Below are 15,641 nucleotides of genomic sequence, written 5' to 3'. Positions count from 1 at the left end.
GCCGGTCGGGGGCGGGGTCGGGGGCGCCGCCCGGCTGCCCGGCGAGGCCGGTGGTGCCCGGCGCGGCCGTCGGCGTGCGGGCGCCCGGGCCGCTGCGCGGGGTCGTCGAGGAATCGCCACTGGTCGTGCCCGGGGTGTCCGGGTGCGGCGGCGGCGGCGCGACGAGCCGGCCGTACGCGGAGAGGTCGTAGCCGGCGGCCAGCTCGGCCACCACCTTGACCATGCGCTGGTGCGCCTTCTCCTGCTCGGCCTTGTCCTGCTGGTGGCCCAGCAGCCCGCCGACGATCATGCCCGGCACGCCGAACACGGCGCCCTTGGCCGCGCCGGAGACCGCCTGGTCGTGGTCGTCGGTCTCGGCCGGGCTCTCCGCCTGCTCGCGGGCGGTGCGCAGCTCGCCGGCCATCAGGGTCAGGCCCCGGCTCACGTCCGCCATGCCCTCGCCGAGCTTGTCGGCGTATTCGGTGACGAGCGTCAACCGCCGCTGGAACTCCTGCGAGGCCGAGCCCGTCCAGGTGTTGGCGAGCTTGTCGAGGTCGCCGCTGAGCTCGCGGGACAGCCCGTCGAGCATGCCCTTGAGCGCCGTCCACTGCGCGGCGACGCCGTCGATCTGGCCCGGCTGGCCGGCCATCACGGAGTCGTAGAGCTGCTGGTGGCTGACGTGCTGGTAGCGCTGGGTGTACTCAGACACGCGGATCCTCCTTCCGCTTCAACGCGTCGTCGACCCCGTTCAGCGCGGCGGCGATGTCGGCGGAGTTGGCCGCGTTGCGCTCCTCGGCGGTGCGGTAGTTGGCCAGGATCGTCGCGGTGGCGCTCTGCGCCGCCTTCACGGCGGCACGCAGCCGGTCGACCTGGTCCACATAGGACTGGTGGATGTCGGAGTAGCGGCGGGAGTTCTGGGTGGCGTCGGCGAACGAGCCCAGCGCCGGAGGCCGGCACTGCATCTCGGTGCTCAGCTTCCGCAACGCCTTCTCCGCCTCGGTCAGCCGGTTGGCCAACTTCAGGTGGAAGTCTTCCAGGGACAGCAGGTCGACTGTCGTGCGCCCGGTCATGGCAGCATCCCCGTACGTCATCGTCGATAACCGTTGGCAGCGCTCAGGTTAGTCGACCGGCGCGACTCGGGCGACCCGCCGCCGGCGCCGATCCACCACGTGCCCCGCTCAGCCGTCCGCCTCCGGGGTGGGGGACGACGAGCCGGACGAGGCGGGAGCCCCCGACGCGGGCTCGTCGGAGGGCGTCGCCGACGCGCCGGACCGGTCCGGCGTGGGGCTGCCGGTCGGCTTCGCCGGGCCGCCCGCCGGCGCCGACGGCGCGGGGCCGGGCGCGAAGTGGGAGAGCGCGTCGTCCCGCGAGAGGGTCGGCCCCGTGGGCACGAGGGCCAGCAGCGACGCGGGTACGGCCAGCGGGGTGACCCCCTCGTAGCCCAGCGCCGACATGGCGCCGACGCCGAGCGGGTAGCGGACGCCCTGGGCGCTGATCAGGTAGACGGTCGCGCCGGGGGCGGCGGTGCCGCTCTCGCCGGACCCGGGCGTGGCCTGCACGAGCACGCCCTTGCCGCCGGGCAGCAGCACGCCCTCGGCGGTGCGCACGCCGTCGCGCGCGCTCTGCCGCACCGGAACCGCGCCGGGCGCGGCCAGCTCCGCCGGCACGCGGTCGAAGACCTCCAGCGTGGTGGTGGGCGGCCCGCCGTCGGTGCCCGCCCGGTAGGTCGCGCAGACCGCCGTCCGGCCCTCGGTGACCGGGTGCAGCGCGGGCAGGGCCTGCGGCATCCCGGCCTCCTCCGCCCGCTGGTCGGTCAGCAGCTTGCCGGCCTGCGCCGGGGTGATGTCGGTGACCTGGCCGCCGTCGCGCAGCAGCAGCAGCGCGCTGATCTCGCCGATCGCGGAGAGGCCCTCCCGGGTGAGCACGTAGTGCTGGCCCGCCGCCCGGAAGACCTGACCGACCCTGGCCGGGCGCTCGGTCAGGGTGCTGGCCTCGTCCTGGCCCGCGATCGCCGGCTTGCGCAGGACCGGCCCGGCCGGCACGGCGTTGAGTAGTTGCTGCCCCACGGGCAGGCGGGGCGCGTTGGCCATCCGCAGCGCGGCGAGCGCGGAGTCGCCGCCCGTCACCTGCAACCGCGTGTCGCCGGTGAGCAGGTGCCGCTGGCCGTCGGCCTCCACCAGCACGGCCCGGTCGCCGAGCGGCGCACCGCCGGGCAGGGGGCGGTCGATCACCACGCGGGTGCCGGACCGCCGGGGATCGGCCGGGTCCGGGACGTCGCAGACGGACCAGGGCAGGCCCGTCAGGGACTTCCGGTCCGGCAGCGCGTCCGGGGCGCCGACGATGCCGACCGTACGCCCCCGGGGCCGGTCCCGGATCGACGCCTGGGACATCGTGCGCACCTGCGGGGCGGGCTCGTTGATGATCAGCCGGGCCGAGGCGTAGTTGAGGGTGGGATGCAGCTGCCCGTCGACGAAGACGTACGTCGCCCCGGTCTCCCGCTCGATCACCAGGGTGTTCGGCTCCAGCGGCGCCGTGTTGCCGGTGAACTGCCCGTACGCGCCGACGCCACCGAGCACCACGGCCGCGGCGATGACGCTGCCGAAGACCGCCATGCCGAGCCGCCGCATCGGCAGGTTGCTGGTCTCCGGGTCGCCCGACAGCAGCGCCGAGACGATCCGGCGGGTGACGAAGCGGTACGCCTGCACCTGATCGCGGCGGGTCCGCATGACTTACCTCCGGCGGGGGGTGGGTCCGCGACGAGCAGGTCCGAGTCGGTGTCGCGGGCTTCCCTACGATAAGGGGCCGTCGACGGGTCACCGGGACCAGCGCCCGACCTGATCCGACGGACGCTCCGCCGCCCAGAAAGGGACTGTCAGCGATGACGCAGGTTCAGGCGCCACCCGGTCGTCCGGCACCGCAGCCGTCCGGCGCCGCCAAGCGGCCGGTCGTCCCGGCCGACCGGCGCGACCGTGGTCGGATCGGACCCGTGGCCGTGGGGCAGCTCGTGGTGCTGGAACTCTGCGCCCTGGCCGCCTGGGCGGCGCTGGGCGGGCCGGTCTGGCTGGCCGGCACCGTCGGGGCGCTGTCGCTGGCGGTGGTGGTCGCGGTCTTCGCCCGCCGCGGTGGCCGCTGGTGGTACGAGGACCTGCTGCTGCGCCGCCGGCTGCGGCGGCGCCGGGAGGCGGCCAGGAGCATCGTCGCGGCGGGCGGCGGGGCCGACCCGAGGCTGGCCGCCCTGGCCCCCGAGCTGACTGTGACCGAGCTCACGGATCGCGGCACCCGCCTCGGCATCGGGCAGGACGCGCAGGGCTGGTTCGCGGCGGTGGCGCTGCAGGGCCGGGCCGGGGCGCCCGCCGGGTCGGTGGAGGCGTCGGTGATGGACCGGGCACTGCGCGTGCTCGCCGACTTCACCGGCCCGGTCACCCGCGCCCAGGTCGTCTCGCACACCCTGGTCTGGTACCCGGCGCCGGGAGCGCCGCCCGCGGCCCACCGGACGGTCTGGCTGGCGCTGCGGCTCTCCGTGCGGGACGCCCGCGTCGAGACCGTGAGCCGGGGTGGCGGGATGCCCGGCGTGCACCGCACGCTCTCCGCCGGGATCGGCCGGCTGGGCAAGGCGTTGACCGCGGCCGGGCTCGACCACCGGCCGCTCAGCCGCGACGAGCTGCGCGCGGCGGTGGTCTCGGCGGCCGGGCTGGACCTGGCGCCGACGCCGCCCGCGGAGACCTGGACCGGCCTGCGCGGCGGCGGCTGGACCCAGCGTTGCCTGGTCCTGCGGCCCCGGGCCGACGCGCCGTTCGGCCCGCTGGTGGACGCGGTGACGGCGACGTCGGCCCCGTCGCACACCCTGGCCGCCGTGGTGCTGCCGGGCGGGCGCGTGGCCCCGCCGATGCTCCGGGTCGCGGCGCTCGACGACCACGTGGAGGCGCTGGTCAAGGCGGTACGGGAGGTGGCGCGCCGGTCCGGCGCACCGGCCCGCCCGGTGGACGGCCAGCACGGCCCGGGCGTCTACGCCACGGCTCCGGCGGCCACCACCGTCACGACCCTGCACCCGACCGACTGAGAGCGCGGGTCAGGGGCGGAGGTTGACGATCCAGCCGTAGAGGCCGACGACCCAGAAGGCCAGCGGGACCAGCGCGATGATCAGCATGATCTCCACGATGTCGAGCAGCCGGCCCCAGACCGGGGAGATCCGCTTGCCGGCCACGGTGAGCCCGTAGATCAGGCTCACCACGGCCGCGAACACCAGGCCGCCGAGGATCAGGCCGAGGCGTACCGCCGTCGAGCCGTTGCCGAACGTGGCGGCGGCGGTCAGGCCGAGCCCCGCCGTGCCGGCGAACAGCACCGGGGTGCGCTGGGCGCGGCCCAGGAACGGCCGGGCCCGCAGCAGCGACAGCAGGGCCAGCACGAGGCAGAGCAGCACCGCCGGCAGGCTGCCGTGCAGCGCGAGCACGACCTGGGCGCCGAGCACCAGCAGCGACACCGTCCAGAGCAGGCCGGTCAGGAACTCGTCGGCCCGCTCGCTGAGCTGGAGGACCTGCCGGCCGTCCACCGACTCGGTGTCGCTCTTCAGGTCGTCGGGGCCGGTCGGGATGGACGGGACCGGCAGCCGGGCCAGCCGGTACGCCGCCATCGGCAGCGCCGGCACCGCGCCGAACGCGACCGCGGCGACGACGGCGGCGGCGGCCGGCGCGTCGGTGTCGAAGGCGAGGCTGACCAGCGCGCCGAGGCCGGTGGCCGCGCCGACCGCGACCGCGCCGAAGAAGAGCGGGAGCCGGTCGCCGACGGCCAGCGCGGCCACCGCCGCGCAGAGCACCACCGCCGTGGCGCCGAAGAGCACGTGCGGGGCGGCCAGCTCGGTGAGCGGGCGGTCGCCGGCGAGCAGCAGCAGGCCGCCGACCCCCGCGTACACCAGGCCGACGACCCCCAGCACCGACCCGGTCGCGCTGTCGGCGGCGGCCCGGGACAACACGGCCGCGGCGACCACCAAGGCGACCGCCACGACCAGCGCGGCCAGCGCGCCGGGCAGGTGCGGCGGCCCGGTGAACAGCGCCGCCACCGCGCCGGCGCCGAGCGCCGCGGCGGCGAAGAGCACCGCGAAGGACCGGGTGGTGCCGACCTGCCAGGCGCCCGGGCGCTGGTTGGTGGCGGTGGCCACGGCGTCGACCACGTCGTCGAAGACGATCTCCGGCGCGGTGGCGGACCGGGGGTTGAAGTAGAGCACCTCGCCGTCGCGGATGCCGAGCTGCGTGGCGGTCCGCCCGCCGTCCAGCGGCTGGCCGCCCAGCCGGGCCAGGCTCCAGCCGCCGTGCCGCACCCCCTCGTCGGCCAGGTCCTCACCCGCGTAACGGAGCAGGGTCGGCAGCAGGTCGGCGAGCGGTACGTCCGACGGCAGCGCGAGGTCCATCCGGGTGCGGGGCGCCACGATGGTGATCCGGCTCAGGCCGCCGGTCGCCGTCTTTGTCGCCACAGTGGCCTCCTCGCGCTCTCTTCGATCACCCCTGGCCGGCGGTACCGACGCATGGGTTCCTGACGCCCACGGGAGATTACCTACGATGGCGGGCACGTACGATGCCCACCCGACGACTCTGGTCGCTCGCGAACTTCGTCAGGGCCGCTTCTGGGGAGGAGACAGCCGTGAGCACGGTGGTGTTCCGCCGGCTCCCGCGTCAGCCGGGGCCTGCGCTGCCGCGAGGCGAGGTGCTGCTGGAGTCGCCTCCGGAGCTGCCCGAGCCGACCCCGCGCGGGATGGGGCAGCTGCTGATGATCCTGCCCATGGTCTGCGGCGTGGGCGCCATGGCGTTCCTCTACGCCGGCCGGGGCGGCGGCACGATGACCTACATCGCCGGCGGCCTCTTCGGTGTCTCGATGCTGGGCATGGCGATCGGGTCGCTGAGCAACGGCAACGACGACAAGGCCGAACTCAACGCCGACCGGCGCGACTACATGCGCTACCTGGCCCAGATGCGCAAGCGCACCCGGCGCGCCGCCGAGCAGCAGCGGGCGGCGATGGCCTGGCGGCACCCGGAGCCGGACGCGCTCTGGTCGATCGCCGCCTCCCGCCGGCTGTGGGAGCGGCGGATCACCGAGGACGACTTCGGCGAGACCCGGATCGCCACCGGCCCGCAGCGCCTGGCCGTGGAGATCGTCCCGCCGGAGACCAAGCCGGTCGAGGACCTGGAGCCGATGAGCGCCATCGCGCTGCGTCGCTTCGTCCGCGCCCACTCGAGCGTGCCGGACCTGCCGACCGCGCTCTCCGTGCGGGCGTTCAGCCGGGTGGTCCTGCGCGGTGACCGGGAGCCGGTGCTCGACCTGACGCGGGCCGCGCTCGGCCAGCTCGCCACCTTCCACGCCCCGGACGACATGGTCGTCGCGATCGTCGCCGCGCCGGACCGGCAGCCGTCCTGGGACTGGGTGAAGTGGTTGCCGCACAACCACCACAGCGCCCGGACCGACGCGGCGGGCGCCCGTCGGATGGTCTTCGCGAGCCTCGCCGAGGCCGAGGAGGCGCTCGCCGGCGAGCTGGCCGGCCGGCCCCGGTTCGCGCCGGAGGCGAAGCCGCTGACCAGCGCGGCGCACCTCGTGGTGGTGATCGACGGCGGTGAGGTCTCGGCGGCCTGCCAGCTCATGGGGCCGGGGCTGCTCGGCGCGACCGTGATCGACCTCTCCGGCACCGTGCCCCGGGACGCCGGCCGCTGGCTGCTCTGCCTCGACGTGGGCGACGGCAGCTCCCTCGAGCTGGTCCGCGGCACGTCCTCGTCGCGGCTCGGCCGGCCGGACCGGCTCACCGAGGCCGCCGCCGAGGGGCTGGCCCGGCAGATCGCCCCGTACCGGCTGTCGCAGCAGCAGACCACGTCGGACGAGCCGCTGGCGAAGAGCATGGAGCTGCCGGACCTGCTCGGCGTCGGGGACGCCGCGACCGTCGACGTACAGCAGACCTGGCGTCCGCGCAGCCACCGAGACCGGCTGCGCATCCCGCTCGGCCTCGGGCCGGACGGCAACGTGGTCGAGCTGGACTTCAAGGAGTCCGCGCACGAGGGCATGGGCCCGCACGGTCTGGTGATCGGCGCGACCGGTTCCGGCAAGAGCGAGCTGCTGCGGACGATCGTCGGGGCGCTGGCCGTGACGCACTCCTCCGAGGAGCTCAACTTCGTCCTGGTCGACTTCAAGGGCGGCGCGACCTTCGCCTCGCTGGACGTGCTGCCGCACACCAGCGCGGTGATCACCAACCTGGCCGACGAGCTGACGCTGGTCGACCGCATGAAGGACGCGTTGGCCGGCGAGATGAACCGCCGCCAGGAGGTGCTGCGGGCCGCCGGCAACTACGTCTCCCGATACGACTACGAGAAGGCCCGGGCGGCCGGCGAGCCGCTGGACCCGATGCCCAGCCTGCTGATCATCTGTGACGAGTTCAGCGAGCTGCTCGCGGCGAAGCCCGACTTCATCGACCTCTTCGTGATGATCGGCCGGCTGGGCCGGTCGCTCGGCGTGCACCTGCTGCTGGCCAGCCAGCGGCTGGAGGAGGGCAAGCTGCGCGGCCTGGACACCCACCTGTCGTACCGGATCGGTCTGCGTACCTTCTCGGCGGTCGAGAGCCGGATCGTGCTCGGCGTGCCGGACGCGTACGAGCTGCCCAGCGCCCCCGGCCACGGCTACCTGAAGACCGACACCAGCACCATGCTGCGGTTCCGGGCCGCGTACGTGTCGGGGCCGTACCAAGCCCCGGGGCAGGCCGCCGTGTCGTCGCGGGCGATGGTGCAGCGCCGGATCGTCCGGTACGGGGTGGACTTCGTGCCGGTGCAGAACCCGACCCTGCCGGTGCCGGACGCGCCCGAGCCGGAGCAGGCCGCCGACGGCAGGACCGTGGCGATGCTGGACGTGCTGATCGACCGGTTGAAGGGGCGGGGCCGCCCGGCGCACCAGGTCTGGCTGCCGCCGCTGGCCGAGCCGCCGGGGCTGGGCGAGCTGCTGCCGCCGCTGAGCGTCGACCCCAGGTTCGGCCTCTGCACCGCCTCGTGGGGCGGTCGCGGGCGGCTGGCCGCTCCGATCGGCGTCGTGGACCGGCCGTACGAGCAGCGCCGCGACCCGATGCTCGTGGACCTGGCCGGCGCGGGCGGCAACGTGGTGATCGTCGGCGCCTCGCTCAGCGGCAAGAGCACGATGCTGCGTTCCATGCTCGCCTCGCTCGCGCTCACCCACACCCCGCGCGAGGTGCAGTTCTTCTGCCTGGACTTCGGCGGTGGCGCGCTGCGCAGCCTGGACGGGCTGCCGCACACGGCCGGCGTGGCCGGGCGGCGGGACACCGAGGCGGTACGCCGTACGGTGGCCGAGGTGGTGGCCGTCCTGGACGAGCGGGAGAACCGGTTCGCCCAGCACGGCATCGACTCGGTGGCCAGCTACCGCCGGCGCCGGGCGGCCGGGGAGTTCGCCGACGACCCGTTCGGCGACGTCTTCCTCGTCGTCGACGGCTGGAACACCCTGCGCCAGGAGTACGAGGAGCTGGAGCAGACCATCACCACCCTGGCCAACCGTGGCCTGGGCTTCGGCGTGCACGTGGTGCTGACCGCCGTGCGGTGGGCGGAGATCCGGATCAACATGCGGGACCTGCTCGGCACGAAGCTGGAGCTGCGTCTCGGTGACCCCAACGAGTCGGAGATCGACCGGCGGGCGGCGGCGAACGTCCCGACCGGCTCGCCCGGGCGCGGCCTGACCCGCGACAAGCTGCACTTCCTGACCGCCATCTCCCGGATCGACGGCCGGCGCGACATCGACGACCTGACCGAGGCGTCCATCGCCCTGTCCCGGCACGTCGCGGAGGCATGGAAGGGTCAGCCGGCGCCGAAGGTGCGGCTGCTGCCGCGCAGGCTGCCCGTCAGCGAGCTGGCCCGGGTCGTCGACCGGTCGGCGCCGGGCCTGCCGATCGGCGTCAACGAGTCGGCGCTGGCCCCGGTCTACCTCGACCTAATCAACGAGCCGCACCTGACGGTCTTCGGTGACGCCGAGTGCGGCAAGACCAACCTGCTGCGGCTGATCGCGCGGGGCATCACGGAGCGGTACAGCCCGGCGCAGGCCCGGCTGGTCATCGCCGATTACCGGCGCGGTCTGCTCGGTGCGGTCGAGGGGGACCATCTGCTCGACTACGCGCCGTCGAACCAGGTCTTCGCGCAGGGGCTCGGCTCGATCCGCAACGCGCTGTCCAACCGGCTGCCCGGCCCGGACGTCACCACCGCGCAGCTGCGCGACCGCAGCTGGTGGAAGGGGCCGGACCTCTACATCCTGGTCGACGACTACGACCTGGTCGCCTCGGGCGGGAACAACCCGCTCAGCGCCCTGCACGAGCTGCTGCCCCAGGCCCGCGACATCGGCCTCCACCTGATCATCACCCGGCGGGTGGGTGGCGTGGCCCGGGCGCTCTACGAGCCGGTCCTGCAACGCCTGCGCGAGCTGGACCAGCCCGGCCTGCTGATGTCCGGCAACCGGGAGGAGGGCGCGGTCTTCGGCACCCTGCGGCCGAGCCCGCAGCCGCCGGGGCGAGGCACCCTGGTGCGCCGTCGGGACGGCCAGCAGCTCATCCAGACCGCCTGGTCGGAGCCCATCTGACGAGCCGGCCTGCCGCTGGGTCGGCCGGGGGTGATCGCATCCGGTAGCCTGCGGCACGAGCGCCGCAGCCGACGAGAGGACCGTGTTGAGTACATCGTGGACGCCCGGCGCGGGAGCGGCCGGTCTCGAGGGGCTCCTGCGGCAGGCGCAGGAGCAGCAGCGTCGGCTGGCGGACTTCCAGCAGCAGCGCGCCGAGCTGCGGGTCACCGGCGAGAGCCCCGACGGCCTGGTCCAGGTCACCGTCGACGGCGACATGAAGGTCGGCGACATCCAGCTCGACCCCCGCGCCATGCGGCTGGACAGCTTCAGCCTGGTCGAGTCGCTCCAAGCCGCGATCGATGCCGCCTACGCCGCACACGCCGAGCGGCAGCGCGAGCTGGTGGAGGAGATGGTCGGCGGCGCGGACCTGGTCCGGCGGGCCGAGGCGGGGAAGGTGACCCCGGAGGAGTGGTTCCGCCAGTTCGGGGTGGACATCAACGACCCGTTGCGCCGGCTGCGCGGCTGACGGGGAAGGGGAGGACAGTGGCGAACAAGGTCGACGTCGGCGCGATCCGGGGTGCCGCGAAGAAGCTCGCCGCGGAGGACGGCCCGAAGGCGTTCCTGCGGAACGCGAAGGAGAAGCTGGACGAGGTCAGGCTCTCCGGCATGTCCATGACCATCCTGGGCATCGGTGCCGTGGGCAGGCACAACGCGGTGATCGACGAGCACGTCGACAACCTGAGCAAGGGCGTCGAGCACCTCCAGAGGGCCGCCGACAACCTCGAGAAGACCGCAAGCAACTGGGAGAAGTCGGACCAGCCCTGGGTGGTCAAGTGATCGCGCGGGCACAGGACGCAGGGAGGCGCTGATGCCGGAGATCCTGATCGCCAATTCCTCGGGCTCGGTGGTGGGGACGCACAGTGTCGCGGCGCAGACCGCGCCGGTGCGCACGCTGGCCGGGGCAGCCCGCGCCAACTGGATGTGGCTGGCCGGCGCCGGCATCCTCGTCGCCGCCATCGTCCACCTCGAGTCCTTCGACAACGACGAGATCTCCAAGGCCATCAAGAACTGGGGCGACGCGGCCGCCTATCTCGGCGGGGACCAGTTCGGCAAGGCGATGGAGAGCGTGCCGCCGTCCGCCGAGGAGTGGAACTTCGAGGACCGCGAGGCGTTCGACAAGTTCGTGCAGCAGCTCAACATGGAGGTCGCGGCTCTCGCCGAGGCGCTCAACGCCAACAAGGACGCGTTGCAGGGCCTCCAGGACCACTACAACTCCGTGATCGACGCGCTGGTCGCCGTGTTGACGACGATCCTGATCGCGGTCATCGCGGCGGTGGCGCTCCAGGCGTTCCCGCCCACCATCCCGCTGGCGAACGCGATCGGGGTGGCCGGCCTGACCGCCAGCATGGCGATCATCGCGCTCGTCTTCCAGGACATCGGGTCGGTGCTCTCCACCATCACGAGCTCGTTCCGGGGGGCCGAGGTGCACCAGTTCACCGCCGAGTCCAAGCCGGGCTTCGCCTCGGGGCCCGATCCCGACATCAAGGACATCAAGATCGACTGGGTGCAGGATTCGGGGTTCTACGCGGCCTGAGCGGCCGAACGGAAGGTGGGCGGCCTCGTGGCGTGGCAGGCAGTCTTGTTCGGGTACGCGCTGGTCGCGATGCCGGTCTTCGTCGTGCTGGGAGTGGTCGCGCAGGTGACCGGCTCGCGTCCGGTCCGGCGGGCGGCGGAGATCGCCGTGCTCAGCAGCGCGGCCGCGTTCGCGGTGGCGCTCGGTTCCGTCGCGGGGGACGACGGACTGCAGTGGACCCTGGTGGTGCTGCTGGTCGTCATATTCGTGGGGGGCCTGGTGATGCACGTCCGCTCGTACTTCCGTTCCTCCTAGAGGACGTGGCGTCGAGCGGCTGGCAGGCCGGCCGGGGCAGGGCTGCGCGGACTGGACGGCGTCCGCTACGGTCTTGGCTGAGTGTCCGTCGGTGGGGTGATTGCCTTGCGGCGGGGGAGGACGCGGCGACTGCGCCGCCACAAAAAGACGGAAGGGTGTGAAGCATGGCGTTCGAGGTCGAAGCAGCGACTCTGCATACCGCCGCGGGTGACGTGCGCTCCACGCGCAGCGAGGTCGACGGCGAGCTGAAGAAGCTGTGGAACGTGGTCGACGACCTGGCCATCGCCTGGAAGGGGCAGGCGTCCACGGGCTTCCAGTCGCTGATGGTGCGCTGGAACGAGGACACGGCCAAGCTGCTGACGGCGATGGACAACATCGCCGACCTGCTTGACAAGTCGGGTACGACGCACCAGGTCAACGACGAAGAGCAGCAGCAGATGCTGGACAAGTTCCACTCTGCACTCAACCCGTGATCCGCCGAGACGAGCAGGGGAGGAACTCATGAGCATCAAGGTCGACTACGCTGTCCTCGAGAGCAGCAACCAGCAGATGCAGGCCATCTCGCGGACCATCGACGAGAAGCTGGACACGCTGCGTTCGATGCTGTCGAAGCTGCAGTGGGACGGTGAGGACCGTGTCGCGTACCAGCAGCACCAGGCGCAGTGGGACGCCGCCGTCCGGGACATCAACAAGATCCTGAACGAGATCGGTGGCGCGGTGGGCATCGCCCGCGAGAACTACGTCAGCACCGAGATGAGCAACGCCAAGGCGTGGAACTGACACCATCGCCGACGCGGCTCCGGTCCGGCTCGACCGGACCGGAGCCGCGACGCGTTGTGCGCCGATAGCTCCTGGGAGAATCATGCGTACGGGGAAGCCTTCGCGGCCGTTGCTCAGGTTGGCCGTCGCCGCGGTGGCGTTGGCCGTCGGCGCCGGCACCGGACCGTTGGTCGCGCCGGATCCGGCACACGCCAACACCGTGCGCGGTCTCCAGTGGTATCTCGACTTTCTGAAGATCCCTCAGGCGCACAAGATCTCCAAGGGTAAGGGCGTCACCGTCGCCGTCCTCGACAGCGGCGTCGACGCGAGCCTCCCCGACCTGCGCGGCCAGATCCTGCCGGGCAAGGGTGTGGGTGCCGCGACCGCCTCCGACGCCCGGCGTGACGACGACAAGGAGAAGGCCCACGGCACGGCGATGTCGGGGATCATCGCCTCGCGCGGTGGCGGCGTGATGCGGCACCTCGGCATCGCACCGGAGGCCCGGATCCTGCCCGTCGCCCTCGGCAGTTCCATGGACACGGGTGATCTCGCGGAGGGCATCCGCTGGGCGGCCGACGCCGGCGCGGATGTGATCAACATGTCCGTCGGCGGCGCCGCGTCGCCCACCCCGGCCGAGGTCGCGGCCGTCCGGTACGCCCTGGACAAGGACGTCGTGCTGGTCGCCTCGGCGGGCAACCGGACGCAGGGCGAACGGGCTGTCACCAGCCCGGCGAACATTCCCGGCGTCATCGCGGTGACCGGCCTGGCGAAGGACGGCGGGCACTTCGCCGAGAGCGTCAGCGGGCCGGAGGCGGTGCTCGCCTCGCCGATGGAGGACATCATCTCCCCCCGGCCCAAGTCGGTCTCGCACAACGGCTACGGCCTCGGCAGCGGCACCAGCGACGCCGCCGCCATCACGTCCGGTGTGGCGGCGCTGGTCCGCGCGAAGTACCCGGACCTCGACGCGGCCAACGTGGTGAACCGGCTGATCCGCACCGCCCGTGACAAGGGCCCGACCGGCCGCGACAGCCAGTACGGCTTCGGCGCGGTTGACCCGCTCGCCGCGCTGACCCGGTCCGTGCCGGCGGTGGATGCTCACCCGCTGCTCACCGGTGCCGCGACCCCTGCCGCCCCGTCCGCGGGCGCGGCGAACCCGCCCGAGGACGACGGGCCGGCCGTGTCGATCAGCATGAAGAAGGGCACCGGCGCGCTGATCCAGGCGGGGCTCTGCCTGGCCGTGCCCCTGGCGCTGCTGATCCTCGTGATCGTGCTGGTGCGCCGGTCCCGGCGGAAGACGACGCCCCCGGGCCCGCCCGGCTATCCCGCGTCGGCCGGCCCGCCCGGCTATCCGCCAACCGGCGGTCCACAGGCCGGCCCGCCCGGCTACCCACCACCCCCCGGTCACCCGCCGGGCAGCGCCCCGGGGATGCCGCCCAACCCGCAGTTCGGTACGCCCGGACACCCGCCGACCGGCGGGGCGCCGATGGGCCCGCCCGTTCCGCCCCAGGCGGGACCTCCGCCCGGGTACGGCCCGATGCCCACCGGCGGGCCCAATCCGTACGGCGTGCCGCCGGCGCCCCAGGCCGGTGCCTGGCCGCCACCCGGCACCGCGCCGACGGCACCGCCACCTCCGCCGGCTCCCGGCGGGCACCAGCAGTAAGCCAGATTGTCAGTCGGCGACGGGGAGGAACCGATGACGGAAGACCGGACGAGCCCACGGGTGGACAGGACGGAGCAGCCGGACGAACTCCGGGTGGACACCCCCTACATGCCCATCACCCCGCTGGCACCCACGGTGCACATCAGCGGCATCACGATGGACAACGTCAACCGGGCGCAGACGCCCTCCGGCCTGGTGCCGGGGGCGGGCGAGAGCGGCGACAACACCGAGTGGGACGCGTCCAGCCTGGACAGCGCCATCGAGTGGCTCGAGTCGCACGCCTCCTTCCTGAACAAGCAGTCGTACACGATGGTCGAGATCCAGGACAAGATGGGCGGCACGGCTGGCGGCATGGGTGCCGTGGGTGGCGGGGCGTCGAGCCCGCTCGGCGGCTTCGACCGGGCCGGTGACCTTGCCCGCAAGCACTCCAGCCTGTTCACCAGCACTCAGCAAAACGTCCGCAAGCTCGCCGAGGACCTCTACAAGGCGGCGAACGCGCTGCGTGAGGTCAAGGAGAACTACGAGACGGCGGAGAAGGCCAACGCCATGTCCGCGGCCGAGATGGAGCGCGCGTTCAGCGAGGCCTCCACCAGCGGATCCAACGGCTGAACGGGGAGGGTGACAGGATGCCGAGCTGGGAAGAGATGTGCCAGCAGGTCGTCATCGCGGGGCGGCCGGGCGACGTCGCCAGTGCCGCGCTGGGCTGGGACCAACTGCTGAAGAACCTGAACTCCGTCAAGGAGAGCCTGGAGAAGAACGTCACTGATCTGGGTGAGGTGTGGAAGGGGCCGGCGTACGACTCCTTCAAGACCCACGTCAAGCAGATCGCCAAGGACACCGGCCGGATCGTCGAGGACGCCGAGAACCAGAACGGCATCGTCCGGTCGCTCAACGACGCGGCCGACAAGCTGAGCGCCGCGCAGGCCGAGTTTCCCATTCCGGCGAGCTGCGTCAACGACGTGCTGGAGGCGCGAAACGGCCGCCTCGTGATCAGCACCGGCTTCTTCGAGATGAAGGTCAAGCCCGACTTCCTCGGCCTGCTCGATCCGCTCACCTCGCTGGCGGACTGGATCAACGACAAGTCGGATGAAGCGGCCAAGGTCTACAACCAGGTCAGCGGCGAGTACACGACGATCGATTCGGGTACGCCCGGCCAGAGCAACCCCGGGATCGAGCACGCGAACCCGAAGGTGGAAACCCCGAACCTCGGCGGTGGTCCCGGCGCCGGCAGCACCGGCGGCGTGCCCGGCATGGGCGGGATGCCCTCGACCGGCGGCATGCCGGGCGGCGGCATGCCGTCGCTCAGCGGGGCCGGCATGCCCGAGACCGGGACCACCGGTATCGGCTCCACCGCGCACCCCAACCTGACCGGCGGCGGCTACGACCCCAACGGCGGCTACGACCCGAGCGACGTCTACACCCCGAGCACCGACAGCCTCGCCGACGACTACGGCAGCGGTCTGGCCGGGGCCGGTGCCCCGACCGTTCCCGCCCTCGGCGGCGGCGGTGGCGGCGGCCTGCCCGGCACCTCCGGGCTCGGCGCCGGTGGCGGGCTGGGCGGCGGTGGCGGTGGGCTGGGCGGCGGTGGCGTGATCCCGGGCGGCGGCTCGCTCGGCCGGCCGGTGAGCCCCAACATGGGGCCGATGATGGGCGGCGGCGGGGCCGGCGCCAATCGCGGTGGCGGCCGGGGCGCCGGTGGCAAGCTCGGCGCCGACCTGACCGGCATCGAAGGAGAGTCCGCATGAAGCCCGGCATCCACCCCACCTACCGTCCTGTCGT

General features: G+C 73.2%; 15 protein-coding genes. 11 read left to right on the top strand and 4 right to left on the bottom strand.

Features of this window, described 5'->3' with window-relative positions; all coding sequences use genetic code 11:
• The 3 genes from AB0G13_RS29825 to eccB form a co-directional block, all read right to left on the bottom strand.
• Window positions 1–688, bottom strand: a 688-nt coding sequence (locus AB0G13_RS29825) for a WXG100 family type VII secretion target (protein ID WP_357881388.1), incomplete at its 3' end; no start/stop codon positions are given.
• Window positions 681–1,049: a hypothetical protein gene (locus AB0G13_RS29820; protein ID WP_357881385.1), complete on the bottom strand. Its 369-nt coding sequence runs from the start codon at window positions 1,047–1,049 to the stop codon at window positions 681–683. The genes AB0G13_RS29825 and AB0G13_RS29820, both read right to left, overlap by 8 nt.
• 108 nt (window positions 1,050–1,157) lie before the next feature.
• Window positions 1,158–2,705, bottom strand: a complete 1,548-nt coding sequence (gene eccB, locus AB0G13_RS29815) for a type VII secretion protein EccB (protein WP_357881382.1) — start codon at window positions 2,703–2,705, stop codon at window positions 1,158–1,160.
• A 260-nt stretch (window positions 2,706–2,965) separates the two neighbouring features.
• Here eccB and AB0G13_RS29810 point away from each other — a divergent pair, with 260 nt between their 5' ends.
• Entirely contained in the window at window positions 2,966–4,039 is a 1,074-nt protein-coding gene (locus AB0G13_RS29810) for a type VII secretion protein EccE (RefSeq protein WP_357881379.1), read from the top strand.
• A gap of 9 nt (window positions 4,040–4,048) precedes the next feature.
• On the opposite strand, the gene eccD is transcribed toward AB0G13_RS29810, so the two are convergent.
• Window positions 4,049–5,446: a type VII secretion integral membrane protein EccD gene (eccD, locus tag AB0G13_RS29805; RefSeq protein WP_357881376.1), complete on the bottom strand. Its 1,398-nt coding sequence runs from the start codon at window positions 5,444–5,446 to the stop codon at window positions 4,049–4,051.
• A 167-nt stretch (window positions 5,447–5,613) separates the two neighbouring features.
• Between eccD and eccCa the strand changes: the two genes are divergently transcribed.
• The 10 genes from eccCa (at window position 5,614) to AB0G13_RS29755 (ending at window position 15,607) form a co-directional block, all read left to right on the top strand.
• Entirely contained in the window at window positions 5,614–9,576 is a 3,963-nt protein-coding gene (eccCa, locus tag AB0G13_RS29800; RefSeq protein WP_357881373.1) for a type VII secretion protein EccCa, read from the top strand.
• Window positions 9,577–9,658: 82 nt separating this feature from the next.
• The gene (locus AB0G13_RS29795; RefSeq protein WP_357881370.1) at window positions 9,659–10,081 is read left to right on the top strand and encodes a YbaB/EbfC family nucleoid-associated protein; all 423 of its coding nucleotides are present in this window, start codon (window positions 9,659–9,661) and stop codon (window positions 10,079–10,081) included.
• Between the two features lie 17 nt (window positions 10,082–10,098).
• Window positions 10,099–10,392, top strand: coding sequence for a hypothetical protein (locus AB0G13_RS29790; protein WP_357881367.1), 294 nt, complete (start codon window positions 10,099–10,101; stop codon window positions 10,390–10,392).
• A 31-nt stretch (window positions 10,393–10,423) separates the two neighbouring features.
• Window positions 10,424–11,149, top strand: coding sequence for a hypothetical protein (locus tag AB0G13_RS29785; RefSeq protein WP_357881365.1), 726 nt, complete (start codon window positions 10,424–10,426; stop codon window positions 11,147–11,149).
• A gap of 27 nt (window positions 11,150–11,176) precedes the next feature.
• Window positions 11,177–11,443: a hypothetical protein gene (locus tag AB0G13_RS29780; RefSeq protein WP_357881363.1), complete on the top strand. Its 267-nt coding sequence runs from the start codon at window positions 11,177–11,179 to the stop codon at window positions 11,441–11,443.
• Window positions 11,444–11,607: 164 nt separating this feature from the next.
• On the top strand, window positions 11,608–11,916 hold the full coding sequence (locus tag AB0G13_RS29775) for a WXG100 family type VII secretion target (protein ID WP_357881360.1): 309 nt from the start codon (window positions 11,608–11,610) through the stop codon (window positions 11,914–11,916).
• Window positions 11,917–11,944: 28 nt separating this feature from the next.
• On the top strand, window positions 11,945–12,223 hold the full coding sequence (locus AB0G13_RS29770; RefSeq protein ID WP_357881357.1) for a WXG100 family type VII secretion target: 279 nt from the start codon (window positions 11,945–11,947) through the stop codon (window positions 12,221–12,223).
• Window positions 12,224–12,332: 109 nt separating this feature from the next.
• Window positions 12,333–13,862 (top strand): S8 family serine peptidase, encoded by a 1,530-nt coding sequence (locus AB0G13_RS29765; RefSeq protein ID WP_357881354.1) that lies wholly within the window; start codon window positions 12,333–12,335, stop codon window positions 13,860–13,862.
• Between the two features lie 60 nt (window positions 13,863–13,922).
• Window positions 13,923–14,471 carry a hypothetical protein gene (locus tag AB0G13_RS29760; protein ID WP_357881352.1) on the top strand — a complete coding sequence of 183 codons (549 nt, stop codon included), beginning with the start codon at window positions 13,923–13,925 and terminating at the stop codon, window positions 14,469–14,471.
• A gap of 17 nt (window positions 14,472–14,488) precedes the next feature.
• Complete coding sequence (locus AB0G13_RS29755; RefSeq protein WP_357881350.1) at window positions 14,489–15,607, top strand: hypothetical protein; 1,119 nt, start codon at window positions 14,489–14,491, stop codon at window positions 15,605–15,607.
• The last annotated feature ends 34 nt before the right edge of the window (window positions 15,608–15,641 follow it).

Origin of the sequence: Micromonospora sp. NPDC023633, from assembly GCF_040640035.1 — a bacterium.
In the GTDB taxonomy this organism is placed as follows: domain Bacteria; phylum Actinomycetota; class Actinomycetes; order Mycobacteriales; family Micromonosporaceae; genus Micromonospora.
The sequence above is the reverse complement of the archived record's forward strand: the minus strand, read 5'-3'. Positions and strand labels throughout refer to the sequence as shown.

What these genes read in the sequence shown, in the direction of transcription:
- AB0G13_RS29820 (WP_357881385.1), bottom strand. Translation starts at nt 1,049, where the DNA reads ATGACCGGGCGCACGACAGTCGACCTGCTGTCCCTGGAAGACTTCCAC.
- AB0G13_RS29775 (WP_357881360.1), top strand. Translation starts at nt 11,608, where the DNA reads ATGGCGTTCGAGGTCGAAGCAGCGACTCTGCATACCGCCGCGGGTGAC.
- AB0G13_RS29785 (WP_357881365.1), top strand. Translation starts at nt 10,424, where the DNA reads ATGCCGGAGATCCTGATCGCCAATTCCTCGGGCTCGGTGGTGGGGACG.
- AB0G13_RS29770 (WP_357881357.1), top strand. Translation starts at nt 11,945, where the DNA reads ATGAGCATCAAGGTCGACTACGCTGTCCTCGAGAGCAGCAACCAGCAG.
- eccB (WP_357881382.1), bottom strand. Translation starts at nt 2,705, where the DNA reads ATGCGGACCCGCCGCGATCAGGTGCAGGCGTACCGCTTCGTCACCCGC.
- AB0G13_RS29755 (WP_357881350.1), top strand. Translation starts at nt 14,489, where the DNA reads ATGCCGAGCTGGGAAGAGATGTGCCAGCAGGTCGTCATCGCGGGGCGG.